This window comes from Streptomyces sp. NPDC050564, assembly GCF_044457265.1.
GTDB lineage: Bacteria > Actinomycetota > Actinomycetes > Streptomycetales > Streptomycetaceae > Streptomyces.
This window is the reverse complement of sequence record NZ_JBITGS010000029.1, coordinates 117,133-142,130: the sequence shown is the minus strand read 5'-3', so window position 1 is coordinate 142,130 and position 24,998 is coordinate 117,133. Positions and strand designations below refer to the sequence as shown.

Annotated in this window: 26 protein-coding genes and 3 pseudogenes; 15 read left to right on the top strand and 14 right to left on the bottom strand. The window is 71.4% G+C overall.

Going from position 1 to position 24,998, the window contains the following annotated elements:
* From ACIBK0_RS36970 to ACIBK0_RS36960, 3 genes and pseudogenes are all read right to left on the bottom strand, one after another.
* Window positions 1-371: pseudogene (locus ACIBK0_RS36970) on the bottom strand (phosphoketolase); the annotation flags it as partial.
* A gap of 268 nt (window positions 372-639) precedes the next feature.
* Window positions 640-1,515 (bottom strand): universal stress protein, encoded by an 876-nt coding sequence (locus ACIBK0_RS36965; protein WP_399089636.1) that lies wholly within the window; start codon window positions 1,513-1,515, stop codon window positions 640-642.
* Window positions 1,516-1,520: 5 nt separating this feature from the next.
* The gene (locus tag ACIBK0_RS36960) at window positions 1,521-1,823 is read right to left on the bottom strand and encodes a hypothetical protein (protein ID WP_399089633.1); all 303 of its coding nucleotides are present in this window, start codon (window positions 1,821-1,823) and stop codon (window positions 1,521-1,523) included.
* Window positions 1,824-2,237: 414 nt separating this feature from the next.
* Here ACIBK0_RS36960 and ACIBK0_RS36955 point away from each other — a divergent pair, with 414 nt between their 5' ends.
* The 5 genes from ACIBK0_RS36955 to ACIBK0_RS36935 all read left to right on the top strand — a co-directional run bounded on the left by ACIBK0_RS36955 (window position 2,238) and on the right by ACIBK0_RS36935 (window position 5,354).
* Window positions 2,238-2,702: a cyclic nucleotide-binding domain-containing protein gene (locus tag ACIBK0_RS36955; protein ID WP_399089630.1), complete on the top strand. Its 465-nt coding sequence runs from the start codon at window positions 2,238-2,240 to the stop codon at window positions 2,700-2,702.
* A gap of 256 nt (window positions 2,703-2,958) precedes the next feature.
* Window positions 2,959-3,105 carry a hypothetical protein gene (locus ACIBK0_RS36950; protein WP_399089627.1) on the top strand — a complete coding sequence of 49 codons (147 nt, stop codon included), beginning with the start codon at window positions 2,959-2,961 and terminating at the stop codon, window positions 3,103-3,105.
* Between the two features lie 53 nt (window positions 3,106-3,158).
* Window positions 3,159-4,151: a dihydroxyacetone kinase subunit DhaK gene (dhaK, locus tag ACIBK0_RS36945; protein ID WP_399089624.1), complete on the top strand. Its 993-nt coding sequence runs from the start codon at window positions 3,159-3,161 to the stop codon at window positions 4,149-4,151.
* A gap of 194 nt (window positions 4,152-4,345) precedes the next feature.
* Window positions 4,346-4,945, top strand: a complete 600-nt coding sequence (dhaL, locus tag ACIBK0_RS36940) for a dihydroxyacetone kinase subunit DhaL (protein WP_399089621.1) — start codon at window positions 4,346-4,348, stop codon at window positions 4,943-4,945.
* Window positions 4,938-5,354, top strand: a complete 417-nt coding sequence (locus tag ACIBK0_RS36935; RefSeq protein WP_399089618.1) for a PTS-dependent dihydroxyacetone kinase phosphotransferase subunit DhaM — start codon at window positions 4,938-4,940, stop codon at window positions 5,352-5,354. Before dhaL ends, ACIBK0_RS36935 begins: the two co-directional genes overlap by 8 nt.
* 28 nt (window positions 5,355-5,382) lie before the next feature.
* Here the strand turns inward: ACIBK0_RS36935 and ACIBK0_RS36930 are convergent, their stop codons facing one another.
* Entirely contained in the window at window positions 5,383-6,048 is a 666-nt protein-coding gene (locus ACIBK0_RS36930; protein WP_399089615.1) for a TetR/AcrR family transcriptional regulator, read from the bottom strand.
* Window positions 6,049-6,226: 178 nt separating this feature from the next.
* Between ACIBK0_RS36930 and ACIBK0_RS36925 the strand changes: the two are divergent.
* Window positions 6,227-6,856 (top strand): annotated as a pseudogene (locus tag ACIBK0_RS36925) (SDR family NAD(P)-dependent oxidoreductase); the annotation flags it as partial.
* Between the two features lie 198 nt (window positions 6,857-7,054).
* Here the strand turns inward: ACIBK0_RS36925 and ACIBK0_RS36920 are convergent.
* Window positions 7,055-7,342 (bottom strand): glycoside hydrolase family 75 protein, encoded by a 288-nt coding sequence (locus tag ACIBK0_RS36920; protein WP_399089612.1) that lies wholly within the window; start codon window positions 7,340-7,342, stop codon window positions 7,055-7,057.
* A 370-nt stretch (window positions 7,343-7,712) separates the two neighbouring features.
* Between ACIBK0_RS36920 and ACIBK0_RS36915 the strand changes: the two genes are divergently transcribed.
* The 3 genes from ACIBK0_RS36915 (at window position 7,713) to ACIBK0_RS36905 (ending at window position 10,401) form a co-directional block, all read left to right on the top strand.
* Complete coding sequence (locus tag ACIBK0_RS36915; protein ID WP_399089609.1) at window positions 7,713-8,702, top strand: fibronectin type III domain-containing protein; 990 nt, start codon at window positions 7,713-7,715, stop codon at window positions 8,700-8,702.
* Between the two features lie 21 nt (window positions 8,703-8,723).
* Window positions 8,724-9,653, top strand: coding sequence for a LysR family transcriptional regulator (locus tag ACIBK0_RS36910; protein ID WP_399089606.1), 930 nt, complete (start codon window positions 8,724-8,726; stop codon window positions 9,651-9,653).
* 190 nt (window positions 9,654-9,843) lie between these two features.
* The gene (locus tag ACIBK0_RS36905) at window positions 9,844-10,401 is read left to right on the top strand and encodes a hypothetical protein (protein ID WP_399089603.1); all 558 of its coding nucleotides are present in this window, start codon (window positions 9,844-9,846) and stop codon (window positions 10,399-10,401) included.
* 72 nt (window positions 10,402-10,473) lie between these two features.
* On the opposite strand, the gene ACIBK0_RS36900 is transcribed toward ACIBK0_RS36905, so the two are convergent.
* The 5 genes from ACIBK0_RS36900 to ACIBK0_RS36880 all read right to left on the bottom strand — a co-directional run bounded on the left by ACIBK0_RS36900 (window position 10,474) and on the right by ACIBK0_RS36880 (window position 15,505).
* Window positions 10,474-11,025, bottom strand: a complete 552-nt coding sequence (locus tag ACIBK0_RS36900) for a PadR family transcriptional regulator (protein ID WP_399089600.1) — start codon at window positions 11,023-11,025, stop codon at window positions 10,474-10,476.
* 87 nt (window positions 11,026-11,112) lie between these two features.
* Window positions 11,113-13,128 carry an FAD-dependent oxidoreductase gene (locus tag ACIBK0_RS36895; protein ID WP_399089597.1) on the bottom strand — a complete coding sequence of 672 codons (2,016 nt, stop codon included), beginning with the start codon at window positions 13,126-13,128 and terminating at the stop codon, window positions 11,113-11,115.
* A 54-nt stretch (window positions 13,129-13,182) separates the two neighbouring features.
* Window positions 13,183-13,479, bottom strand: coding sequence for a hypothetical protein (locus tag ACIBK0_RS36890; protein ID WP_399089594.1), 297 nt, complete (start codon window positions 13,477-13,479; stop codon window positions 13,183-13,185).
* Window positions 13,480-13,571: 92 nt separating this feature from the next.
* On the bottom strand, window positions 13,572-14,345 hold the full coding sequence (locus tag ACIBK0_RS36885) for a putative protein N(5)-glutamine methyltransferase (protein WP_399089591.1): 774 nt from the start codon (window positions 14,343-14,345) through the stop codon (window positions 13,572-13,574).
* Between the two features lie 176 nt (window positions 14,346-14,521).
* Entirely contained in the window at window positions 14,522-15,505 is a 984-nt protein-coding gene (locus ACIBK0_RS36880; RefSeq protein ID WP_399089664.1) for a hypothetical protein, read from the bottom strand.
* 225 nt (window positions 15,506-15,730) lie between these two features.
* Between ACIBK0_RS36880 and ACIBK0_RS36875 the strand changes: the two genes are divergently transcribed.
* A complete protein-coding gene (locus tag ACIBK0_RS36875) occupies window positions 15,731-16,213 on the top strand; it encodes a MarR family winged helix-turn-helix transcriptional regulator (RefSeq protein WP_399089661.1) in 483 nt (160 codons plus the stop codon).
* 82 nt (window positions 16,214-16,295) lie between these two features.
* On the opposite strand, the gene ACIBK0_RS36870 is transcribed toward ACIBK0_RS36875, so the two are convergent.
* Entirely contained in the window at window positions 16,296-17,051 is a 756-nt protein-coding gene (locus ACIBK0_RS36870) for a GNAT family N-acetyltransferase (protein ID WP_399089588.1), read from the bottom strand.
* Entirely contained in the window at window positions 17,048-17,968 is a 921-nt protein-coding gene (locus tag ACIBK0_RS36865; RefSeq protein WP_399089585.1) for an NADP-dependent oxidoreductase, read from the bottom strand. Before ACIBK0_RS36865 ends, ACIBK0_RS36870 begins: the two co-directional genes overlap by 4 nt.
* A gap of 271 nt (window positions 17,969-18,239) precedes the next feature.
* On the opposite strand from ACIBK0_RS36865, the gene ACIBK0_RS36860 reads away from it, so the two are divergent.
* On the top strand, window positions 18,240-18,845 hold the full coding sequence (locus ACIBK0_RS36860; protein ID WP_399089582.1) for a sulfite oxidase-like oxidoreductase: 606 nt from the start codon (window positions 18,240-18,242) through the stop codon (window positions 18,843-18,845).
* A 16-nt stretch (window positions 18,846-18,861) separates the two neighbouring features.
* Complete coding sequence (locus ACIBK0_RS36855) at window positions 18,862-19,617, top strand: ferredoxin reductase (protein ID WP_399089579.1); 756 nt, start codon at window positions 18,862-18,864, stop codon at window positions 19,615-19,617.
* 21 nt (window positions 19,618-19,638) lie between these two features.
* Here the strand turns inward: ACIBK0_RS36855 and ACIBK0_RS36850 are convergent, their stop codons facing one another.
* Window positions 19,639-20,532, bottom strand: a complete 894-nt coding sequence (locus ACIBK0_RS36850; RefSeq protein ID WP_399089576.1) for a universal stress protein — start codon at window positions 20,530-20,532, stop codon at window positions 19,639-19,641.
* A gap of 445 nt (window positions 20,533-20,977) precedes the next feature.
* Between ACIBK0_RS36850 and ACIBK0_RS36845 the strand changes: the two genes are divergently transcribed.
* The gene (locus ACIBK0_RS36845; protein ID WP_399089573.1) at window positions 20,978-21,679 is read left to right on the top strand and encodes a response regulator; all 702 of its coding nucleotides are present in this window, start codon (window positions 20,978-20,980) and stop codon (window positions 21,677-21,679) included.
* Between the two features lie 16 nt (window positions 21,680-21,695).
* On the opposite strand, the pseudogene ACIBK0_RS36840 reads toward ACIBK0_RS36845, so the two are convergent.
* Window positions 21,696-23,396 (bottom strand): annotated as a pseudogene (locus ACIBK0_RS36840) (GAF domain-containing protein).
* A 277-nt stretch (window positions 23,397-23,673) separates the two neighbouring features.
* Between ACIBK0_RS36840 and ACIBK0_RS36835 the strand changes: the two are divergent.
* Both ACIBK0_RS36835 and ACIBK0_RS36830 read left to right on the top strand, forming a co-directional pair.
* Complete coding sequence (locus ACIBK0_RS36835) at window positions 23,674-24,639, top strand: acetylxylan esterase (protein WP_399089570.1); 966 nt, start codon at window positions 23,674-23,676, stop codon at window positions 24,637-24,639.
* Between the two features lie 122 nt (window positions 24,640-24,761).
* Window positions 24,762-24,998, top strand: coding sequence for a hypothetical protein (locus ACIBK0_RS36830; protein WP_399089567.1), 237 nt, complete (start codon window positions 24,762-24,764; stop codon window positions 24,996-24,998).

Below are 24,998 nucleotides of genomic sequence, written 5' to 3'. Positions count from 1 at the left end.
AGCCTCGCCATGCCCGCCGCGTCCCGTGACACGTCCGGGTACGTCTCGCTGTAGCTGCCCTCCAGCCAGGAGTTGGCGAGGACGGCGGGCCCGCCGTGGCCGGGGCCCCACACGCACAGCGCGTCAAGACCGCGCGCCGTGATGACGCGGTTGAGATGGGTGTGGACGAGGTTGAGGCCGGGCGAGGTGCCCCAGTGACCGAGGAGGCGCGGTTTGATGTGCGCGGGCGTGAGGGGCTCGGTCAGGAGCGGATTGGCCAGCAGGTAGATCTGGCCCACGGCAAGGTAGTTGGCGGCCCGCCAGTGGGCGTCCAGGGTGCGCAGTTCCTCATCGGTCAGTACGGTGCTGTCCTGGTGTTCGACCTTGGGCATGGTCACTCCGTAAGTCATTGAGGTACGTCATCGAGGTACGGCGTCGAGGTACGGCGTCGAGCGGAGCAGACGGCGTGGCCGGCGGCACGAGCAGAGGGAGACTCCGAGCATCCAAGACCCCGGGCGCCCGAGACCCCGGGGTCACGCGGACCGTGCCGTGAACTGCCGGGCGGCGGGCCGCCCCGGTGTCGGGCGCATGCGCCCGACCGCGTGATCCGGATCTCTGCGCTCCCGCTCACGCGGCACGCCCCTGAGTCGGTCACGGCGTTCACACCAACTGCGGTACGACGGCGACCGGGCAGGCCGCGTGGTGCAGCACGGCGTGCGCGACCCGGCCCAGCCCGAAATGGCCGTGGCGACGCTCGGCCCCGACGACGAGCAGGTCGGCGGTGGCCGAGGCGTCGAGCAGGGCCTTACGGGTGGAGCCCTCGACGGTGCGCCGGTGCACCTCCACGGACGGGTGGTCGGCCGCAGCGGCGCGCAGCGCGGCGTCCGGGGTGTCCGCGGCCCCCTGCTCGTGGAGAGCAGCGGAGTCTCCGGCCGGCCGCGGGCCGCCGGTGGCCTCGTGCGCAGGGCGGCGCGAGGACCCTACAACCTCCAGAGCGACCTGCCGTTTCTCCGCCTCCTGGAAGGCGAAGCGCACGGCCGCGGAGTTCTGCGGCTCCTCGCCGACTCCCAGCACGATGCGTTGCCGTGTTCCGGACTTCGCCTGGTTGTCGTGGCTGCCGCGCAGCACGATCACCGGGCAGTGGGCGCGGGCGGCGACAGTGAGGCCGACGGAGCCGAGCAGTAGTTCGGCGATGGCGCTGCGGCCTCGGGCGCCGAGGATCAGAGCGGTGGCGTTGTGGCTCTCGCGCAGCAGTGCGGAGACCGGCTCTTCGGGCAGCAGATCGGTGGAGACCTTCAACTCGACGTCGCGACGGTGTGCCCGCCGAGCGGCTGCGTCGACGATGTCCTCGGCCATCACCTGTTCCGAGGGGCGGTCCGGTCCCTGAGCGAGCGAGGTGCCCTCGTAGCGCTCCCAGAGCGAGGCGTACACCAGCCGGAGCGGCAGTCCGTGCAGGCCGGCCTCGTCCGTCGCCCAGTCCACGGCACGCAGGCTCGACTCGGAACCGTCGACGCCCACGACCAGAGGCAGCTCCATGATCCTCACCTTCCGTCGGGGAACGGGTGGACGCTCCGCGCGTCGAGCGGGCCGTGCGAGACGTCCTGGAAGGATTCGTCGACCGAGGCCAGGGGGCGGGACAGGGAGACCACCCGGGTGTGCCCCGCCGCGTGCGGCAGGAACACCTCGTCGGGGTTCTGCCGGATGCCCACGCCGGAGCCGATCACGCCGTGGCACATACCCGGGGCCGCGACACGAACGCGGACCTGGCCTGCGCCGGGCATCGGATCGCGGGACTCCTCGATCACCAGGGACTTTCCGAAGGCCGGTACGACGGCTGCCTGCATGCTCTGTCTCTCCTCGGGGCGAATCAGTCGTGCGGGACGAAAGCCGCGGGTGCCGCGGCATGGTGGAGTACGGCGCGGCGCATGGTCTCCACCTCCTGCAAATCGGGGCATCCGATTCCAGCGTCGTGTCCAGGGTGTTCGCGCTGGAGGGGCCAGAGGTACTCGGCGGGGGCCGATCGGCCCTATGAACGGCCCCCGCGGCGGCAACGTGCAGAGCCGACTCGGCCGGTGGATCCGGCCGTCGGCGCGGGCGCGCGGCACGACGTACGCCCGCTGCCGCTGGACGAGGCCTGCGCTTGCCGAAGCCGGCGTGTGGTGCCGGATGGTCCGGGTGTGAAGCGCCGCGTGGTTCGGGTCGAGGCACTGGCACACAATGGAACCGGCAGGTTCGTACGTCCGTCCGGGAGGCCGGTCATGAACGCTCCCCCCACCGCCGGCATGCTGCGGGCGCTGCCCGCCGAGTACAGGCAGCGACTGATGCATATCGCCCTCGAGGTGTCGTTCCCCCAGGGAATCCGCCTCTTCCACGAGGGCGGACGCGCCGACCGGTTCTGGATCATCCGCTCCGGCACGATCGCTCTCGACATGCGCGTGCCCGGCCGCCGGGCGGCCGTCATCGAGACCCTCGGACCCGACGAACTCGTCGGCTGGTCCTGGCTGTTCGCCCCGCACTGCTGGCATCTGGGGGCCGAGACGACTGCCCCGGTGCGCGCGTACGAGTTCGACGCCATGGCCGTACGGGCGCTGTGCCACGACGACCCCGCGCTGGGCCTCGCGGTCGCCGAGTGGGTGGGCGGCATCGTCGCCCACCGTCTGCGCTCGGCCCGCACCCGGCTCCTGGACCTGTATGCCCCGTACGGCAGCGGCAGTCCCCGATGACCGAACGGTGAAGCGACGCGACGACCGAGGAGCCACCCGCACGGCACACCGCAGACCTGACGCGGGGTGTTCCTCCGAGACGACGCGGACATCGCGGAGGCATTCCGCGCGGCGGTCGTGCCGTACCTCTGTCCTGGTGGATAGTCCCGGCGCGGCCCGGCGGCCCACAACCCGGCCTGGCCGGATACCGCCCTTCACGAATCGATGACTGTCGCTGCAGGTGACCACGGCCCCCTGAGCGCCGATACTGCCGGGAGTGGACTACTCGGCTCCCTCACGTGCACAGCACCAGATCCATGACAACCCGTCAGGAAAGCGGCGACGCGTCGGCGACAACCCCGCCGAAACCCCCTCCCGGCCGCCGCGGACCATCGAGATCAACATCCGGCCGTACGTGCGCTGACCAGGAGAGATACCGGTCAGAGGCTAAGCTGAAAATCTCACCAGGAGGTTCCCATGAAGATGCTCATCAACGTGGCGGAGACGGTGGTCGCGGACGCGCTGCGGGGTATGGCCGCGGCGCATCCGGAGCTGACGGTGGATGTCGAGAACCGGGTGATCGTACGGCGGGACGCCCCGGTGGCCGGAAAGGTAGGTCTCGTCTCCGGCGGCGGCTCGGGGCACGAGCCCCTGCACGGCGGATTCGTGGGTCCTGGAATGCTGTCGGCGGCTTGTCCCGGAGAGGTGTTCACCTCTCCGGTGCCGGACCAGATGGTGCGTGCGGCGGCCGCCGTGGACAGCGGTGCGGGCGTGCTGTTCATCGTGAAGAACTACACGGGCGACGTACTCAACTTCGACATGGCGGCCGAACTCGCCGAGGATGAGGGCATCCAGATCGCGAAGGTCCTGGTCAACGACGACGTGGCCGTCACCGACAGCCTCTACACGGCGGGGCGGCGCGGCACCGGGGCGACGTTGTTCGTGGAGAAGATCGCGGGTGCCGCCGCCGAGGAGGGCGCGCCGCTGGAGCGGGTCCAGGCGCTGGCCCGGCAGGTCAACGAGAACTCCCGGAGTTTCGGCGTCGCACTCAGTGCCTGCACCACTCCGGCCAAGGGCAGCCCGACCTTCGACCTGCCGCCCGGGGAGCTGGAACTGGGCGTCGGTATCCATGGCGAGCCGGGCCGCGAGCGGCGGGCGATGATGACCTCGAGCGAGATCGCCGACTTCTCGGTGCACGCGATCCTGGAGGACATGAACCCGCGCAATCCGGTGCTGCTGCTGGTCAACGGCATGGGCGCGACTCCGCTCCTGGAGCTGTACGGCTACAACGCGGAGGTGCAGCGGGTGCTGGGCGAGCGCGGAGTCCCCGTGGCGCGCACGCTCGTCGGTAACTACGTCACCTCGCTGGACATGGCCGGCGCCTCGGTGACGTTGTGCCAGGTGGACGAGGAGTTGCTGCGGCTGTGGGACGCTCCGGTGAAGACGCCGGGCCTGCGCTGGGGCGTGTGAACCCGGTCAACAGGCGGTCGGCTGCCGCCGATCGGCAACCGGTCGAAGCTCGTCACGCGCAGTCAACGCTCCTCCCCCTTCAACGCTCCTCCCCGCGTTCAAGCTCTTCCCTACCGTCAACGCTCCTCCCCCGCCCACCGACGCTCGCTCCACACAGTGACCGCTCGCACCAGGCAACCACGCAAGGAGATTCCGTGCTCGACGCCGATTTCTTCCGCCGTTGGATGACGGCTACCGCCGCGTCCGTGGATCGCGAGGCGGAACGGCTCACCGCCCTGGACTCACCGATCGGCGACGCCGACCACGGCAGCAATCTGCAGCGCGGCTTCACCGCCGTGGTGGCCACGCTCGAGAAGGAGGCGCCGGACACGCCCGGCGCCGTCCTGATGCTCGCCGGGCGGCAGCTGGTCTCCACGGTCGGCGGTGCGTCGGGACCGTTGTACGGCACCCTGCTGCGCCGGACCGGCAAGGCGCTCGGGGATTCCGCCGAGGTCACCGAGGAACAGTTCACGGACGCGCTGCGCACGGGCATCGACGCGGTGATGGCGCTGGGCGGAGCCACGCCCGGCGACAAGACCATGATCGACGCGCTGGTGCCCGCGGTCGACGCGCTCGCCGACTCGTTCGGCGCGGCGCAGGCCGCCGCCGAGGAGGGCGCTGTCGCGACGATCCCGCTGCAGGCCCGCAAGGGCCGGGCGAGCTATCTGGGCGAGCGCAGCATCGGGCACCAGGATCCCGGTGCCACGTCCTCGGCTCTCCTGATCGCGGCGCTCGTGGAGGCGGCTGGTGAGTGACTCCACGGACAAGCTCGTGGGGATCGTCCTGGTCTCTCACAGTGCCGCCGTCGCCGCCTCCGTGGCCGAGCTGGCGACGGGCCTCGCCGGTGGCGGCACGACCGCTCCGGTCGCTCCGGCGGGCGGCACCGTGGACGGCCGTCTCGGCACGAGCGCGGAGCTGATCGCCGCCGCGGCCGCGTCCGCGGACCGTGGCGTCGGAATCGCCGTCCTCGCCGACCTGGGCAGTGCGGTCCTCACCGTGAAGGCGCTGCTCGCCGAGGGCGGCGAACTCCCCGACAACACCCGTCTGGTGGACGCGCCCTTCATCGAGGGTGCGGTGGCCGCGGTCGTCACCGCCTCGGCGGGCGCGGACCTCGCCGCCGTCGAGGCGGCGGCCGTGGAGGCCTACACGTACCGGAAGGCGTGAGCCCCGGGAGCACGGGTTCCGGGCCTGATCAGGAAAGTCCTTCGGCCGCGACGGCGAGGGCCGAGCGAATGGTCGCCACCAGCTCGGCCTGTGCCGTCTCGGCGTCGGGTTCCTCCTCGTCGGTGCGCCACGCATAGTGCTCGACCGCCGTGCGCAGCGCAGCGTTGAGCATGGCGGCCCGGATTTCCGACCGCAGGTCGACGGCGGCCAGGCCGGCGCGGTCGGCGAGCGCGCGGGCAAAGACCGGCTCGGCCTCGTCGTGGGCCTGGAGCCAGACCGCGCGCAGGCCCGGCTCGGTGCGGGTCAGCCTCAGCAGCGCGCGGACCTTGGGCAGGTGCGGCCTCGCCATCGGGCGGTCGCCGGTCGTGGCCGCCCCTTCCAGTGCGTCCTCCAGCGGTTGGTCGGGGCGCCATGCGCGCAGCGCGCAGGCGATCGCCTCGATCCCGGCCGCGAACAGGGGGCTGACGCAGCTCTCCTTGCTCGGGAAGTAGCGCCACAGGGTCCGTGCGGAGACGCCGACCGCCTGTCCGATCTGCTCGCCGGTGGTCGCGACCACGCCCTGGGAGACGAACAGCTCCACCGCGGCGCGCGCGATCTCCAGCCGGATCTCCTCCTTGCGCTGCTCGGTCAGCGGAGGCCGTCCCGTTCGGCCGCCCGCTCGGCCGGGAGGTTCGGTGATGGCGCCGTCCGGCACTGGTGACTCCCTCGGTTCCGCCTGCGGCTGCTGCCCTGCACTGCGGTGAGTCTAACGATCTCGAAAAAGGCTCCCGGACTTTATGTCACTCAAGGACATTAAGTCGTACGGTGTGCAGCGCGGCGAATTCGCCGCGCCTCGCACGCACCCCTTCGGGAGAACGTCATGACCACCACTGGAGAGCGCCGTCAAGGACATCGTGTCGGCCGGCGGTACCGCCGTGGCCATCACGGGCGACCTGAGCGAGCAGGCCGTCGTCGACCGGGTGACCGCGACCGCGGTGGAGCGGTTCGGCGGGGTGGACGTGCTGGTGAACAACGCCGGCATCATGGACCGCATGTCTGCGGCGGGAGACGTGAGCGACGCGGAGTGGGAGCGGGTCATCCGGGTGAACCTCACCGCCCCCTTCCTGCTCACCCGGGCGGTGCTGCCGCACATGCTGGACGCCGGCAAGGGCGCCATCGTGAACACCGCGTCCGAGGCGAGCCTGCGCGGCAGCGCCGCGGGGGCCGCGTACACCGCCTCGAAGGACGGCATCGCGGGCTTCACGAAGTCCCTTGCCGTGACCTACCGGGACAAGGGCATCCGCGCCAACGCCATAGCCCCGGGCGGCACGCAGACCGGCATGGTTCCGGATGTCGAGCAGGGCGCGACGGGCCCCACGGCCATCCTCGCGTACATGGGCAACGTCGGCCGCGTCGCGAGCGCGGACGAGCAGGCCGCCGCCATCGTGTTCCTGGCCTCGGACGCCGCGAGCAACATCAACGGGGTGATCCTGCCCGTCGACAACGGCTGGGCCGCGGTCTGACTACCACCCGGGGCCGGGCCCGGCGGCCGCTCCGCGGTCGCGGACGAACTGCCCGGCCGGCCGCTCCCCCGCCGCCACGGCGGCCGCGTGGTCCTCGATGGGCGACATCCGGGAGTTCCTGAAGACGATGTACGTGACACCGGAGTCCGTCCCGCCACCCTGCGGGTCGGGGCGGATACCGAGCGCCTTGGCGGTGGCCTACGAGGCTTCGCCGATGGGGTCGCGCGGTCCCGCGTCGCCGACGACCGCGTACTGGACCCGGTCCCGGTAGATCACCGCGACGAACGACCCGCCGCGAACACCGCTTTCACGAGGGTCCCAGATGTCGCCGGCACTGGGCACGACGACGTACGGGAGGGTCTCGGCGCTCAAGTACCGCCCGTCGGACTGCTGGTTGGTCTCGGAGAAGAGCGGGTCGGTCTGCCGGTTGCACAGGGGGCCGGGCCCGCCGTCACAGTCGATGTCCAGGTCGGCCTTCCAGAACACCGCTTCCCGTGTACCGCATACGGGGATGTCGGCGCGGACTCCATCGTCGCTGCGGCAGCGCCCCTTCGAGACGGGGACACAGCCGCGCGGACGGCGTGCACGGACGCTCCGGCGGGCGCCGTGCGGCCGAGGGCTCGAGCCGCAGTCGGCTCGGGCCACTCGACCGCTCTCGCCGGCGCGGGATCAGCGACGACAGCGGTCCGCGCCGTGGACGTGAACTCCCCTGGGACAAGGGCGAGTTCACGTCACGTCAGGCATCAGCATACGTACCCCCGCGCCGGTCCGGCCAACAGCCGCCCATCCTCTTGATGTGACCGCGCCAGCCGTGTCTTATAGGTACAGACCAATCCCGTCGAGGTAAGGCAGGCCCGTGCGACGCGTTCCCCTTGCTTTGCTCCGCGGCGTCATGTGCGGGTCACTGCTCCTCCTGGCGTCGTGCGGGTGGGGTGCGCACCAGGACAGCCAGGGCGAACGACTCCCCTCGGCGCCGATGGGCGTCACCGCCGCGGCGGGCAGTGCGACCAGCGTGCACGTCATGTGGAACCTGGCTTCCGAGGATCCCGAGGTCACCCGCTACGAGGTGTATCGCGGCACCACAAAGGTCAAAGAAGTGCCCGGCGCGGAGCACATGGTGGACGTCACCCGGCTCCAACCGTCCACCACATACGTCTTCACGGTCCGGGCCCGGAACGCCGCCGGGAACTCCGGGCCGCCCAGCAAGCAGGTGCGCGCCACCACACCGGCGGCGGTCGCGGCCGATCACACTGCGCCCACCCGCCCCGGCCGACCGCACGGCCAGGCGGTCGGGAGCCGGGCGGCCCAGCTGTCCTGGGAGAAGTCGACGGACGACCGCGGCGTGGCCTCGTACGACATCTATCAGGGCACCTCGAAGATCCACAGCGTCGGCGGCGCGCAGACGGCGACGGTGGTCACCGGGCTGCGGCCCGGCACCCACTACTCCTTCACCGTGCGGGCGCGCGACGCGGCGGACAATCTCTCGCCCGGGAGCGACCCCGTCCGGCTCACCACCGCGCCGGGGTCGGACGACGGCCGGGGCACGGCGCCGACCGGCTTTCGCGCGACGACCCACCGCGCGGAGGGGGCGTACTACCTCGATCTGTCGTGGGACGCGCCGGAGGTGGACGGAGTGATCACGGAGTACCAGATCCATCTCGACGGGCGTCCGGTGACCTCGCTCGTGTGGGGCGGCATCCCGCCGCGCGGGAAGTCCACGTACAGCTTCTATGTGGGCCGGGATGCCGGGGTCGGGCACCGGGTGCGGATCAGGGCGAAGCTGCCGGACGGCACATGGAGCGGATTCTCGACGGAGCGCACGGTGACTACGGGAAGCCGACCATAGGCACGACCTAGAGTTGGTCGCATGTCCCATAGGGAAATCAATGCCGCCGCACCCCTCGATCTCTCCCTGCTGCGCACCTTCCTCACGGTGCACCGGTCCGGCTCCTTCACGGCGGCCGCGCGGCTGCTGAGCCTTTCCCAGCCGACGGTGACGACCCAGATGCGGTCGCTGGAGGAGCAGTTGGGCCGGGAGCTGTTCGAGCGGGGGCCGCGGGGCGTGGTGCCGACGTCGGTGGCGGACGAGCTGGCCGCGCAGGTCGCGGCACCGCTGGACGCGCTCGCGGCGGTCGCGGACCGCGGCGGCATCGGTGCCGACCAGCCGCCAGACCCGGTTCATGTGGCGGGTCCGGCCGAACTGCTGTGCGTGAAGGCGCTGCCCGCGCTTGCGCCGCTGACGGAACAGGGGGTGCGGCTGCGGATCAGCACCGGGCTGACCGACGACCTCCTGGAGGGACTGCGCGGCGGCCGCTTCGATCTGGTGATCGCCACAACCCGGCCGCGCGGGCGCACCCTGACATCCGTGCCGCTGATGGACGAGGAGTTCGTGCTCGTCGCCTCCCGGGCGTGGGCCGAGCGCATCGGCCCGGAGCGAGTGGCTGCCGAGGGGGCCGCCGCGCTGCACGGGGTGCCCCTGGTGACGTACGCCGAGGATCTGCCCATCGCCCGCCGCTACTGGCGGCATGTCTTCGGCGTACGGCTGACCGGGCAGGCCGCGATCACGGTGCCCGATCTGCGCGGCGTCCTCGCGGCGGTCGCCGCCGGCGCCGGGATCACGGTGCTCCCCCGGTATCTGTGCCTGGACGAGTTGGCCTCCGGCGCCCTGGTGCCCCTGCTGTCGCCCGAGGATCCGCCGATCAACACCGGGTATCTCACCCAGCGGCCCGGCGCCTCGGACAACCCCCATGTGGCACTCGTCCGGGAGCGACTGCTGCAGGCGGGCCGCTCGTGGTGACCGACGGCCGACTGCCGCGACAAACCCCCCGGCAATCCGCCGTACGAAGGTATTCATCACCTGCCCGGTCCCCCTCCGGGTGCGGACCGGGCCGGTGGCGCATTGGCTCTCCCTGAGGCAGCACGGGCCTTTCCAATCCTCGGCGGCGCATGGGAAGTACCGCCAACCGTGCCGCTGGAGGGCAGTCCAAATGCGAACTACTCAGATACCTCTCCGCTCCGGCCTGACCGTGGCCGCCGCCGCTGCGCTGCCGCTCACCCTGGCCGCTCCGTCGGCCGTCGCGTACGGTTCCGGAATCTCCGTGAGCACCACCGGCACCAGCGTCTCGGTCACCACCAGCGCGTGCCCGAGCAACGGCAGCAGCTTCGGCAACGCCGCCCTGCTCACCAGTGGACAGGCGAACTTCTCCCAAGGGCGCCAAGCGTCGTTGACGGGGACGAGCAGCAGTCAGTCCGCGAACTGGTCCGGCGTGAGCCCCGGCACCTACACGGTCATCGTGGTCTGCGCGAACGGAACGACGGCGGGCACCCAGTCCATCATCGTCTCGTCCCCCACGACCCCCAAGACCCCCAAAGCCCCCACGATCTCCTCGACGGCTTCGCCGTCGCGCGGAGTCATGGGCGGTTTCGGCGGAGCCGTCCGGGACTACGGCACGCTCACCCTGGTGGGCGGCGGCGCACTGGTCGGCACCGGCATCGTGGCGGCGGCCTGGTACCTGCGCCGCCGGGCCAAGCCCAACCGGCTCTGATTCAAGGGACCGTCACACCGGCAGCCGTCCACCCGACTCCGGTCGGAGGGACGGCCGCCGGTGCGGTGACCGCTACTTGGGCGCGGGCCCGGGCGGCCGCTCGAACTCCTCAAGCGCGTGGGTCAGCCACTGGGTCCAGAAGGTCTCCAGGTCGATGCCGGCGCGCAGCACGAGGTGCCGCAGGCGGTCCTGTGGGGTGTCCTTGTCCGGCGGGAAGTCGCGTTCCTGGATCTCCTCGTACTCCGCCAACTGCCGCTGGTGCAGCGCGAGATGACGGCGCAGGTCGGCCTCGACGCCTGCGGTGCCGACGACGGCCGAGGCGCGCAGCCGCAGCAGCATCGTGTCGCGCAGCGGCTTCGGATCCTGGGAGGCCGCGGTCCAGCGGGCGAGTTCGGCGCGGCCCGCGGGCAGGACCTCATAGCTCTTCTTCTGTCCCCGGGCCGGCTGCTCGGAGGGCAGGGCGCGAATGTAGCCCTCGGCCTCCAGTTTTCCCAGCTCGCGATAGATCTGCTGATGCGTCGCCGACCAGAAGTAGCCGATCGACTTGTCGAACCGCCGGGTCAGTTCGAGGCCCGACGACGGCTTCTCGAGCAGGGCGGTGAGGATCGCGTGCGGGAGTGACATGGGGTCATCCTAGGGAGGGCCGCCCCGGAGACCGGGCGCCCGGCCGCGGCCCGCCGGACGCCGCCACGGCCTTCCCGCCTCTCGCCCCTAGAGCGCCGCCGCCAGCTCCGTGCCCTGCTTGATGGCACGCTTGGCGTCCAGCTCGGCGGCCACGTCCGCGCCCCCGATCAGGTGCACGCTGCGCCCCGCGGCGAGCAGCTCCTCGTACAGGTCGCGGCGCGGCTCCTGTCCGGTGCACAGCACGATCGTGTCGACCTCCAGGACCTGGCTGTGCCCCTCGACGGTGACGTGCAGTCCGGCGTCGTCGATCCGGTCGTACTGGACGCCCGGGACCATGGTGACACCCCGGTGCTTGAGCTCGGTGCGGTGGATCCAGCCGGTGGTCTTGCCCAGTCCGGCGCCGACCTTGGAGGTCTTGCGCTGCAGAAGGTGGACGGTGCGCGGGGGCGCGGGCCGTTCCGGCGCGGCGAGACCGCCCGGGGCCCGGTAGTCCATGTCGACGCCCCAGTTGCGGAAGTACGTCGCCGGGTCCTCGCTCGCCTTGTCGCCGCTGTCGGTCAGGAACTCGGCGACATCGAAGCCGATGCCGCCGGCGCCGAGGATCGCGACGCGGTCGCCGACGGGAGCGTTGTCGCGCAGCACGTCGAGGTAGCCCACGACGCTGGGGTGGTCGACGCCGGGAATCTCGGGGGTGCGGGGGCTGACGCCCGTCGCGACGACGACCTCGTCGTAGCCGTCCAATCCGTCCGCGGTGACGCGGGTGTTCAACCGGACGTCCACGCCGTGCAGTTCGAGCTGTGTACGGAAGTAGCGGATCGTCTCGTCGAACTCCTGCTTGCCGGGGACCTTGCGGGCGACGTTGAGCTGGCCGCCGATCTGGGGGGCGGCGTCGTAGAGGGTGACGTCGTGGCCGCGCTCGGCCGCGTTGACCGCACAGGCGAGTCCGGCCGGACCGGCGCCGACGACGGCGACGCGCTTGCGCAGCCGGGTCGGCGAGAGGACGAGCTCGGTCTCGTGGCAGGCGCGCGGGTTGACCAGGCAGGAGGTGATCTTGCCGCTGAAGGTGTGGTCGAGACAGGCCTGGTTGCAGCCGATGCAGGTGTTGATGGCCTCGGGGCGACCGGCTTCCGCCTTGGCGACGAAGTCTGGGTCGGCGAGCATCGGGCGGGCCAGCGACACCATGTCGGCGTGGCCGTCCGCGAGCAACTGCTCAGCGATTTCGGGAGTGTTGATGCGGTTGGTCGTCACGAGCGGGACGGAGACGGCGCCCATGACCTTCTTGGTCACCCAGGCGTACGCGCCGCGCGGCACCGAGGTCGCGATGGTGGGGATACGGGCCTCGTGCCAGCCGATGCCGGTGTTGATGATGGTCGCACCGGCGGCCTCGACGGCCTTGGCGAGCGTGACGACCTCGTCGAGGGAGGAGCCGCCCGGCACCAGGTCGAGCATCGACAGGCGGTAGATGATGATGAAGTCCTCGCCGACCGCCTCGCGTACGCGCCGGACGATCTCGACGGGGAAGCGCATGCGGTTCTCGTACGAGCCGCCCCAGCGGTCCTCGCGCCGGTTCGTCTGGGCCGCGATGAACTCGTTGATCAGATAGCCCTCGGAGCCCATGATCTCCACGCCGTCGTACCCGGCCCGCCGGGCGAGGCGGGCGGCGCGCGCGTAGTCGTCGATGGTCTGCTCGACCTCGGCGTCGCTGAGCGCGTGCGGCGGGAAGGGGCTGATCGGTGCCTGCAGAGCGCTCGGGGCGACCAGGTCCTGGTGATAGGCGTACCGCCCGAAGTGCAGGATCTGCATCGCGATCTTGCTGCCCTCGCGGTGCACCGCGGCGGTGATCTCTGCGTGCTGCTCGGCCTCCGCCTCGGTGGTCAGCTTGGCGCCGCCCTCGTACGGCCGTCCCGCCTCGTTGGGCGCGATGCCGCCGGTGACGATCAGGCCGACGCCGCCGCGCGCCCGGGTGGCGTAGAACTCCGCCATCCGTTCGAAGCCGCGCTCGGCCTCCTCCAGGCCCACGTGCATGGAGCCCATGAGCACGCGGTTGGGCAGCGTGGTGAAGCCCAGGTCGAGCGGGTTCAGCAGGTGCGGGTAACGGCTCATCGGGGGCCCTCCGTGCGCGGTGTCGTGCGTCTGTTGTAGACGACAGGCCGCACTTTATGCAACTAGTTGCATAATGACGAGGGTCACTCGGCCGAGGGCCGGCCGGGCGACGAGTGCGCCGACCGGTGCGGGCCGGTCGGCCATCACCAGGTGGCCCGCATCGGGGACGGCGACCATCGTGACGTTGGGGCCGGCGTCGAGTCCGGCCCCTTCCGCCACGGTCAGCCGGCCGTGGAGATTGCGGCCGACGGCCACTTCGCAGGCCTGCTCGTCCTTGTGCCGCCGGCCTTCTCGGCGCCCGACGAGCCCGAGGCGTCCGTCGTCGCCGACCGTCCGGGGCGGCTGCGACATCGGAGCCCTGACAGCCGCAGAGTGGCGCGCCGGACGGGGGAACCCGACGATCCCTTACCGAACACGGCACGTCGGACGCACCGGCCCCGTGACTACGGCCGGATGCCGATCACGACGTTGGCGTACATCTCCCGCGAGACCTCCAGCCGCGTGATCAGACCGCTGCGGGCGAAGGTCTCGACGGCCAGGGGTGCCTGGTGTTCGCTCGTCTCGACGAGGAGACAGCCACCGGGGGCCAGCCAGCGGGACGCCTCGGCGGCGACCCGGCGCACGAGGTCGAGCCCGTCCGCGCCGCCGTCCAGAGCGACCAGGGGTTCATGATCGCGGGCCTCCGAGGGCAGCAGGCCGACCTCTTCGGTGGGGACGTAGGGCACATTGGCGGCCAGGACGTCGACGCGGCCGCGCAGCGTGTCGGGCAGGGCGGCGAAGAGGTCGCCCTCGTGGACGAGTCCGCCGAACGGCGCGACGTTGCGGCGGGCACAGCGCACCGCGGCCGGTTCGACGTCGGCGGCGTGCAGTTCGGGCCCGCCGAGGGCCGCGGCCAGAGCGGCTCCCACCGCGCCCGAGCCGCAGCACAGGTCCACGACGACGGACGCGTTCTTCGCGAGCGCCACGGCCTGGTCGACGAGGAACTCGGTGCGGCGGCGGGGCACGAAGACACCCGGTTCCACGCCGATGCGCAAACCGTGGAACTCGGCCCAACCGAGGACGTGTTCGAGGGGGAGTCCCGTCACGCGCCGGTCCACCATGGCCGTGACCTCGTCGGGGGTGCGGGCGGTGGAGAGGATCAACTCCGCCTCGTCCTCGGCGAAGACACAGCCTGCGGAACGGAGCGTTGCGACGACGGAAGCAGAAAGAGGGGTCATGAATGCGAGAGCCTTTCGAGGGGCCGAAGGGCGCTCTCGCGCTCACCTACAGGCGGTGAGCCGCATTGCCTCGAGGTGAGAGCACCCGACCTGACGCAGCGGTAATGGGTCTCACCCCCTCGACAACTCCTCGGCTGGGGCGGTCCGCAGCCGGGACGGCCACCTTACAGGAACCCTCAGACGGCGACCGACTCCGCCAGCTCTTCCTCGGCTTCCTCCACTTGGGGAACGGCCTCTTCCCGTACGGGGCCAAGGGCACGTGCCCGCTCGACGACGCCGGCGACGGCGGTGACCAGCAGGCCGACCACCAGCCAGGCGACCAGCGTTCCCACGTTGCCGGACAGACCGTCGCGGTCGAAGTAGAGGACGCTGCGGATGCCCTCGACGAATCCGGCGCCGTTCCAGAAGGCGTGCAGGGTGCCGAAGAAGCCGTTCTGGAGTTCCGGACGGAACAGGCCACCGGAGCTGGTGAAGTTGAGCATCACGAAGAGGACCATCATGGCGAGCGTGGTCCACCGCTTGAGGAAGGTGTGCAGCCCGACGCCGATGAAAAGGATGCCCGCGGAGTAGAGCCAGCTCATCCCCCACACGGTCGTGAGGTCGTGGTGGGCGAGGTGGAAGACGGGTCCGGCGAGCGCCGCGCCGATGACGCTCACGACCCCGGACACCCCGACGGCCAGCAGCGCGCGTATCCGCAGGGGCAGCCCCGCGCCCGCGGCACCGAGCGTGGCGACGGACGCGTAGGCGCCGATGCTCACCGCGATCAGCAGGAAGAACAGGCCCTGGCCCGTGGGGTCGTCGTCGACCGGCGGGGCGACGTCGGTGACCTTCAGTACCTCGCCCCGCTGGGCGGCGACCGGAGTGAAGACCTTCTCGACCGCCATGGCGCCCATGTCGGACGCGGCGGTGGCGACGACCAGTTCAGGCGACTTCGCACTCGGCACGTAAGCGCCGGTGATATCGCGGGACTTGAGCAGGTCCACCGCCTCGGTGCGGTCCGGGACGGTGCGGACGTCGAGCTTGTCCCCCGCCCTGTCCTTGACCGTCTGGGCGAACACCTTCGCCTTGGGGCCGGCGCCGACGACGGCGACGGGCAGGTGATGCGGCTCCGGCGTCACGAACGCGCCCATGTACGCCAGCCCCATGCCGAAACACATCATCAGAGGCGTGACCAGGTGCGTGAGCACATGGCGCAGGGCCGGGGAACGCAGGCCGGTGACCACGGATCCTCCATTGGTTGGCAAATACAACTCCCTATCAAGTTGTACTATACAACCAGAAGCGTGGAGGGAGGTCCCGTGAAGGCACCCGAAGAGTCCGATGAGACCGTTGTCACCAGCAGCGCGCCGATGGACACGGCCGGCACGCTCGCGGACACGGCTGGTATGCCGACGGCCGACGGGCCGGTGCCCGCAGCGTCGGCCGCCGAGTCGGCTGTCGAGACCATTCAGCGCGAGATGACCATCTTCGCCCGGCGGGCCCGGGCCTCGGCGGGGCGCATGCACCCCGAGCTGTCCCTGGTCTCGTACACGCTGCTCGGTCATCTGGAGGAGAGCGGCGGCTGCCGTGCCACCGACCTGGCCTCGCACTATGCGCTCGACAAGTCCACCGTGAGCCGTCAGGTGGCCGCGCTGGAGCGGGCCGGGCTCATCGAGCGCCGGCTGGACCCCGAGGACCACCGGGTGCAGGTCCTGCATCTGACGGAGGCGGGCACCCGGATTCTCGCCCAGGTCACCGAGAGCCGCCGTGACGCGTTCCGGGAGCGGCTCTCGGGCTGGGCGGAGGACGATCTGAAACGGTTCGCCGCGTATCTCGTGCACTACAACACGGGATACGAACCGCCCGTCAGAAAGGGAGCCGCGAGCTGAGGAGCTCTCCAGCCCGCGGTCTCCGGGTCCTCGTCGTCAGGTCGCAGGGTCCGCGTCGTCATTCGTTCGCCCGGTCCAGTCGTCATCGGGCTCCGACGACCCGTTCGTCCCCCAGCCGCTCCGGCACACGCGCCGCCATGAAACGAGTGGTGCGGCGCAGTCGGAAGCCCAGGGATTCGTAGAGGCGAATGGCATTGGTGTTGCCCGCGGCGGTGTGCAGGAAAGGGGTCTCGCCGCGCTCACGGATGCCGTCGGCGACGGCCAGGACGAGCCGGCCGGCCAGTCCCTCGCCGCGGAAGCCGGGGTCGGTGCAGACCGCGCTGATCTCGGTCCAGCCCGGGGGGTGCAACCGCTCCCCCGCCATGGCGATCAGGGCACCGTTCCGGCGAATTCCGAGGTAGGTGCCCAGCTCGACGGTGCGTGGCAGGAAGGGGCCGGGTCTGGTCCGCTCGACCAGGTCGAGCATCTCGGGCACGTCGGCGGGGCCGAGCCGCACGGCCTCGGCGTCCGGCGCCGTGGCGATCCCGTCGTCGACCAGTTGGACGCCGTCCAGACTGAAAGTCACCTCCCAGCCGTCGGGGGTCTGCCCGGTGAAGCCCGCCAGCGGGGCCTCGCCACCGGGGCCCACCAGGGCTGCCAGGTCCGCCCAGTCGTCGGCATCCGGCTCGTCGGGCAGGGCCAGCCACGGAGATACGTCCGCGGGGTAGCGCAGGACGCGGCCGCGGCGTTCGGCGAAGTGGGCGTGCGGCCCGGTCAGGGAGCGGAGGGCGGGATTGTCCAGCGGGTGCGGGCCGAGCGGCGAATCGAGCCCCGGATGCTCAGGCGAGTGCGCGCTCATGCGGACACCTCGATCACGATCTTGCCGCGCGCGTGACCGTCCTCGACGGTGCGCGGTGCCTCACCGGCCCGGTCGAGCGGGAACGTCCGCGTCACGAACGGCCGTAGCTTTCCGTCCACCACGAGCTGCGCCACCTCGTCGAGCACGGCGGCGGTCCGGGCGCGCGCGACGGGTACACCGCCGAGCCGGGCGACCGTCTCCCGGTCGGCACCCGTGATCAGCTTCGTACGGTCGGCCAGCAGCGTGGCCGCGGCTTCCAGCACCTCGCCTCCGACGAGGTCGAACACGGCGTCCACGCCGTCCGGCGCCGCCGCGCGCACCCGCTCCGCGAAGTCGGGCCCCGACGGGACGTGCACGGCTCCGAGCAACTCGACGAAGTCCTTCTTGCCGTCGCTCGCGACCCCGACGACGCGCAGCCCGAAGGCGCGCGCGATCTGTGTGGCGGCGACGCCGACCCCGCCGCCCACGCCGGTGATCAGCACGGTCGCGCCGGACGGAAGGTCCAGCTGGCGGATTCCGTCGTACGCGGTCGCCGCCGCGACAGGCAGGGCCGCGGCGTCCGTGGTCGACAACTGGGCGGGCTTGTGCGCGGTGACGGCCACGGGAAGGAGCGTGTACTGGGCGTATCCGCCGGCCACCGGGTTACCGAAGACCTCGTCTCCCGGGCCGAACCCGGTCACGTCGGCGCCCACCTCCACGACGACCCCGGCGACCTCGTTGCCGAACACCGCGGGCAGTTCGGGCTCCGCGGCGCCCGGGCGGCGGTACCCCGTCCGCTGCTTCCAGTCGACCGGGTTCACACCGGCCGCGCGCACGGCGACGAGGATCTGGCCGGGGCCCGGGCTCGGCCGGTCCTGCTCCACCAGGGCCTCGGTCTCCGGGCCGCCGTACCGCGTGAAGACGTACGCCTTGGGCATCTGCTCCCTCACTCTCCTTCGCTGTCATCGGTCGCGGGGCCACTGTCACCGGTTGTAGTTGTACGGGCCACCGGACTGGCTCTAGCGGCAAGGAAGATCGCGGCGAGGCTATTCCCCGGCTTCGGGAGAGTTCATACGTCCGCAATGATCGGGGCCCTGGCCCTGGCCCGGACCGGAGCACGGTGCACCACCCCGTACGGTTGAATGCGTAAGCAATGGTCACGCTCGATCCGCGGGCCGCCGTCCCGGACGGCCTGGAGGCACCACCCGTATGAATGTCACGCGAGGCTTCACCGGGCGTCCGCGCGCCCACAACAGCGGACTGCCACCGGGGCAGTACGACGCGGGCGACGACTGGCCGGTCCTGTCCGCCGAGGTCACACCCGACCTGACTCCCGGCGACTGGACCTTCCGGATCGACGGTCTGGTGGCCGAGCCGCGCACCTGGGACTGGGAGCAGGCGCACGCGCTTCCCGCCTCGGCGTACGAGGGTGACATCCACTGCGTGACGAGCTGGTCGAAGTTCGGGGTGCGCTTCGGGGGTGTGTCCCTGGACGCGTTCCTCGACGTCGCACGTCCGGACGCGACCGCCACCCACGCGGTGGCGTACTCGCACACCGGGTACACCACGAACCTTCCGCTGGCCGACCTCACCGGCGGCCGCGCCTGGATCGTGTGGGAGTACGACGGGAAGCCGCTGCCGGCCGAGCACGGCGGCCCGGTGCGGCTGATCGTGCCGCATCTGTACTTCTGGAAGAGCGCCAAGTGGATCGCGGGCCTGAGGATCCTCGACCACGACGAGCCGGGCTTCTGGGAGCAGAACGGCTATCACGCACGCGGCAACCCCTGGGAAGAGCAGCGCTACTCCGGTGACTGAGACGGCCGTATCCCCGATGACCGAGACCTTCATACCCCCGACGGCCTTCGCCGTGCCCGGGCGGATCGCCGTGAGCAATGGTGCCGCGGCCACCTGGCAGACGGCCACGCTCACCGAGATCCGCCAGGAGACACCGCACGCCGCCACCTTCCGCTTCGCGGTTCCCCGGTGGATGGGGCATCTGCCCGGGCAGCATCTGATGCTGCGGCTGACCGCCGAGGACGGGTATGTGGCGCAGCGCCATTACTCCATCGCGTCGCCGCCCGACGACGCCGGGCACATCGAGCTGACGCTCGATCATGTCGAGGGCGGTGAGGTCTCCGGCTGGTTCCACACCGTCGCCGAGCCCGGCGACTCGGTCGAGGTGCGCGGCCCGCTCAGCGGCTTCTTCGCCTGGCCCGGCGACCGGCCCGCGCTGCTCATCGGCGCCGGCTCCGGTGTCGTACCGCTGATGTCGATGCTGCGCCACCACCGCGCGCGGTCCCTGGATGTGCCGCTGCGGCTGCTCGTCTCGGCGCGCAGCCCCGAAGAGCTCATCTACGCGCGGGAGTACGGCGCGGAGACCACGCCCGTGTTCACGCGCCGCGCACTGGACGGTGTGCCGGTGGGGCGTATGACGGCCGCCCATGTGGCGCCGCTCCTGGCCGATCAGCCTCCCGGTGGGTGGGAGGCCTATGTGTGCGGCTCCAACGGGTTCGCGGAGCACGCCTCGCGGTTGCTGGTGGAAGCAGGTCAGCCCGTGGACCGGATTCGTATCGAGCGGTTCGGCTGAGACGTTTGCCGGGTCACGCCGTCAGTTGTGCGGCACGACCACCACGGGACACATGGCGTGGCGGATGAGTGAGTGCGCGGCACGGCCCAGGCCCTCGCCCGAACGGCGCCCGATGACGAGCAGGCCGGCCCGGGTGGACGCTTTCAGCAGATGGTGCCCGGGGTGGCCGTAGACGACCTGCTCGCAGACGGGTGTCTCGGGGAACTTGTGGCGCCACGGCTGCAACGTGCTGGTCAGCACGTGCCACTTGCCGTCCTCCCGCTCGACCGTGTCGCCGGGCAGGGGCACCACGGGCGCGTAGCCGCGCAGCGGTGGCAGGGTCCAGGTGTGCACCACATGCAGCGGCGCCGAGCGGAACGCGGCCGTGTCGAAGGCGTAGCGGATGAGGTCGTCCGCCGGATGGTCCAGGTCGAGGCCGAGGACCACCGGAAGGTACGGGGCGGCGCTCGGTGATGTGCCGTCGACGGCGGGCATCCGTTCGTCCTCGGGGAGTTCGCCCGCGCGCACCACGACGACCGGGCGTTCGGCGCGGGCCGCGACGCCCAGGGCCACCGAGCCGATCAGGAATCCGGCGAATCCGGTGAAGCCGTGTGAGCCGAGGACCAGGGTCTCGGCGTCCGCTGCCTCCGCGAGCAGCGCGGGGACGGCGGGGGTGTCGGTGGTACGGGCGATGATGTCCAGCGCCGGGTGGGCGTACGACAGTTGGATCGCCGCGCGGTCGAGTGCAGAGCGGGTACGCCCGGCCGGGACGTCGACGTCCGGGATCCGCGCGGGCACGACGGGTTCCGGACCCGCGTGCAGCAGACGCAGAGGGAGACGACGGCGCCCGGCCTCGCGGGCGGCCCAGTCGGCGGCGTCCAGACTGGCGCGCGAGCCGTCGATGCCTACGGTGATGGTGCGGGTGCCGATGGCCATGGCTCCTGCCTTCCGGGAGTTCGGCGGTCGGCCGGTCCAGGGTTGCCGTTCGTCGCGCGGAGTGGAGGGCGAGTTCCACAGCGGGCGCGATTCAGTCGCACGGGGCTGGAATCGGCGCGGGGTCCGCTGTGAACGCTGGCAGCCGTGCGCGGTCCGTCGGGAGAGGCGAACCGGCCTCCCCCCGGGGGGCCGTTCGGCCCGCGGGGCAGGGGCGGACGGGCCGCTCGGCCCAAGCCCGCGAGGAGGTGCCGCTCCGACGTCGTCGGCGCGCGAGCCGAACCGCAGTGGACGCGGCGAACGGCGTGACGCGTGCGGCGCACTCCCCCAGGGCAGCCACGCGCCCCCTGTGAAGGGACCGTTCGGCCCTGTCGACGTATGCCGTAGTGCGCGACGATCGATCGTGGGCCCCAGCCTCCGGGGCCGCAGCGTCCGGGGAGCAGTGGACATGGACGAACCACAGCACGCGCCGCCTTTGCCACCCGTGCGTGTGTTTCTGCTCGACGACCACGAGGTGGTCCGCCGGGGACTGCACGACCTCATCGACGCCGAGCCGGACATGAAGGTTGTCGGGGAGGCCGGAACGAGCGCGCAGGCGCTGGTCCGTGGACCGGCGCTGCGGCCGGACGTGGCGATCCTCGACGTCCGGCTCCCGGACAGCGACGGGATCACCGTCTGCCGTGAACTGCGGTCGAGGATGCCGGGGTTGGCGTGTCTGATGCTGACGTCGTTCGACGACGACGATGCGCTGCTGGACGCGATCATGGCGGGTGCGTCCGGCTATGTGCTCAAGCAGATCAGGGGCTCGGACCTGGTCTCGGCGGTCCGCACGGTCGCCTCCGGGCAGTCGATGCTCGATCCGGCGACGACCGCGCGGCTGATGAGCGCCCTCCGGGATCCTCAGGGCGAGGGCGCCGCACAGCAGGAGGAGGACGCCCGGCTGGCCGGGCTCTCCGAGCGGGAGCAGGAGATCCTCGCCCTCATCGGCGAGGGGCTCACCAACCGGCAGATCGGCGAGCGGCTGTACCTCTCCGAGAAGACGGTGAAGAACGGCATTTCGCGGCTGCTCGCCAAGTTGGGGGTGGAGCGGCGCATCCAGGCCGCGGTGATCGCGGCACAGTTCCCGCCGCGGCCGGGGCCGGACGGCTGACGTGGGCGGGACGGACTCAGCGTGACCGGAGCGCTACCCGCCACTCCAGGCGTGTGCCACCTTCCTGACGTGCCGTCACGGTCAGGTGCCCGCCCAGCCCTTCGGCCCGTTCCGCGAGGTTGCGCAGTCCACTGCGGCGACCGCCGTCCGTCTCCATGCCGACGCCGTTGTCGTCGACGCGGAGCGTGAGGTGCCCCTCACGCACGACGAGGGCCACCTTCGCCGCGGTGGCCGCCGCGTGCCGGGCCACATTGGTGAGGGCCTCGCCGACGACCGCGACGGCGTTCTCGGCGATGGCGCCCGGGACGTCCACGTCGATCAGCCCCTCCATACGCAGGGCGGGTGTGAAACCGAGCACGCCGGCCGCCTCCTCCAGGGCGCGCACGACGCGGATGCGCAGTCCGGCGTCGGGGGTCTCATGGGCGCGCAGGCCGAAGATGGTCGACCGGATGATCTTGATGGTGGTGTCCAGGTCGTCGACGGCCCGGCCGAGCCGTTCGGCGGCCTGCGGATGCTGCACGAAACGCTGGGCGCTCTGCAGGGTCATCCCGTCGCGAACAACCGCTGGATCGCCAGGTCGTGCAGGTCGCGCGCGATCCGGTCGCGGTCTTCCAGCAAGCTCATCTGCTCGGCGTCGCGCCGGCGTTCCGCCAGATCCATCGCGAGGGCGGCCTGCCCGGCGAACCCGAGCAGCGGCGCGGTCTCGACCTCCGTGAAGGGCGGCCGCCCGGCGCCCCGGGCCAGCATCAGGACACCGCGCAGCCCCTCACGGGTGCCCATGGGCACGGCGACGGCGGGCCCGGGGCCCTCCCAGCGGTCGGGGCCGTACGTGATCCGGGTGTCCTTGCGTACGTCGACGGTGGCTACGAGCGTGCCCGCGGTCAGTGCGGCGCCGGCGAATGTGCCCTCCCGGGGCAGCACGAGTCCCAGGTGGTTCTCGGCCTGGTGCCCCAGCGCGAGCGCCCCGCGCAGGTCCGCGGTGCCCTCGACCACCAGGTCGACCGCCCAGGTCGGCCCCTGTGATCTCCCGGGCCCGCTCCAGCATGACTTCCCTGACCTGCGGCTCGGGCACTCCCGACAGCAGCCCGCTGGTGATCTCCGCGCCCGCCTCCAGCCAGCGTTCCCTGAGCCTGACCTCGGCATACAGGCGGGCGTTCTCGATGGCCACACCGGCGGCCACGGCGAGCGTGGCGAGGACGGCCTCGTCCTCGGGGTCGAACTCTCCCCCACCGCTCTTCTCGGTCAGATAGAGGTTGCCGAAGACCGTGTCGCGCACCCGGATCGGAGCCCCGGGAAAGCTGCGCATCGGCGGATGGTGCGGCGGGAATCCGGGCGACGCGGGATGCTCGGACAGCTCCGCGAGCCTCAACTGTTCCGGGTTCCTGATGAGTTCACCGAGCAGACCGTGCCCGGAGGGCAGGTCGCCGATGGCCGCCCACACCTCGTCGCTCACGCCCACGGGGATGAACTGCGCGAGTTGCTGTCGCTGTCCGATCACACCCAGCGCTCCGTACTCGGCGTTCACCAGGACGACGGCGGCCTCGACGATACGGCGCAGCACCTGCGCCAGGTCGAGCCCGCGCCCCACCGACAGCACCGCCTCCAGCAGGCTCTGCAGCCGGTCGCGGGTGCCGCGGACGGCTTCGATCCGCCCCTGCAACTCCTCCAGCAACTCGTCCAGGCGCAGCTTCGGCACCCCGGCCCCGTCCCCGCCCATGCGCCCCTCCCCGGTCAGAGCCGACGAGACGTCACCGCTCGGTCCCTCACGGTAGCCGCTGAACGGGGCTGTGGCAGCGAGGAGTTCAATGTGGCCGTGACACTGCGATGCTGCCTGCGCACGACTTCACGACCTGACTCACCCACGGGGGACGGGGATGCACGACGCCCGCACCGCGGAGGCCACTCGGACACCGGTGGGAGGCAAGGCTTGGCGACCTCCGGCGGCACACGTACGGTGTGATCATCCGCACCTCTGATGTCAAAGGTGGTCCTTCATGGCCTTGTTCGACCTCCCCCTCGACGAGCTCCGCGACTACCGCAGCGCGTCCGCCGAGCCAGAGGACTTCGACGCCTTCTGGGCCAAGACGCTCCAGGAGGCCCGTGAGCACGACCTCGCCGCGCGCTTCGAGGCGTTCGAGACCTCCCTGAAGACCGTCAAGGTGTACGACGTCACCTTCGCCGGTTTCGGGGGGCACCCGGTCAAGGGCTGGCTGACCGTCCCGGCCTGGGCGAATGGGCCCCTGGCCACCGTCATCGAGTTCGTCGGGTACGGCGGCGGACGCGGCCTTGCGCACACGCATCTGCTGTGGGCCTCGGCGGGCTTCGCGCACTTCGTGATGGACACGCGCGGTCAGGGCAGCGCCTGGGGCGGCGGCGAGACCCCGGACCCGGTGGGAAGCGCGCCCGCGTACCCCGGTTTCATGACGCGCGGAATCGAGGACCCCGAGGGCTACTACTACCGGCGGCTGTTCACGGACGCGGTACGCGCAGTAGAGGCCGCCCGCTCGCATCCGCTGGTCGACGCGGAGCGCATGGCGGCCCTCGGCGGCAGCCAGGGCGGCGGCATCACCCTCGCGGTGGGCGGTCTGGTGCCGGACCTGGCCGCGATCGTGCCCGATGTGCCGTTCCTGTGCGACTTCCCGCGCGCCACGGTGATCACGGACCGCAACCCCTACCGCGAGATCGGCAACTACCTCAAGACCCACCGCGGCCGCACCGATCAGGCGCTGCGCACGCTCTCCTACTTCGACGGAGTGCACTTCGCCGCGCGCGGCCGGGCGCCCGCCCTGTTCTCGGTCGCCCTGGAGGACCAGACCTGCCCACCGTCGACGGTCTTCGCGGCGTTCAACGCGTGGGCGCACCACGACAAGAAGATCGAGGTGTACGACTTCAACGACCACGAGGGCGGCGGCCCCTACCAGGAGGCGGCCCAGCTGCGCTGGCTGCCCGACCACCTCTGAGGCCCGCAATGGACACGGCTCGGGCGGCGCGGCACTTCGTCAGGGTGTAGGAACAGGCCTGGGCGGCGCACGACGTCGAGGCAATCCCGGAGTTGTAAGCCATCGGCTGCGTCCACCGGTCCATGCCGTTCCGTGAGCCCCACCGGGGCCGGGACGAACTCGCCGCGTATGCACGGTGGTCCTTCACGGCCGAGCAGACGATCGGCGTTCGAATCTCCGAACCGATCGTCGGGCACGACGGTCTGGCCGTCGCCGAATTCCGCGTCCTGGCGGAGGAGGACGGTCAGCCGTCGTCGCCGGCGGGCTGCGTCTTCGTGCGCTTCGACGCGGCGGGGCCGGCCGTGGCGGCGCGCGACTAG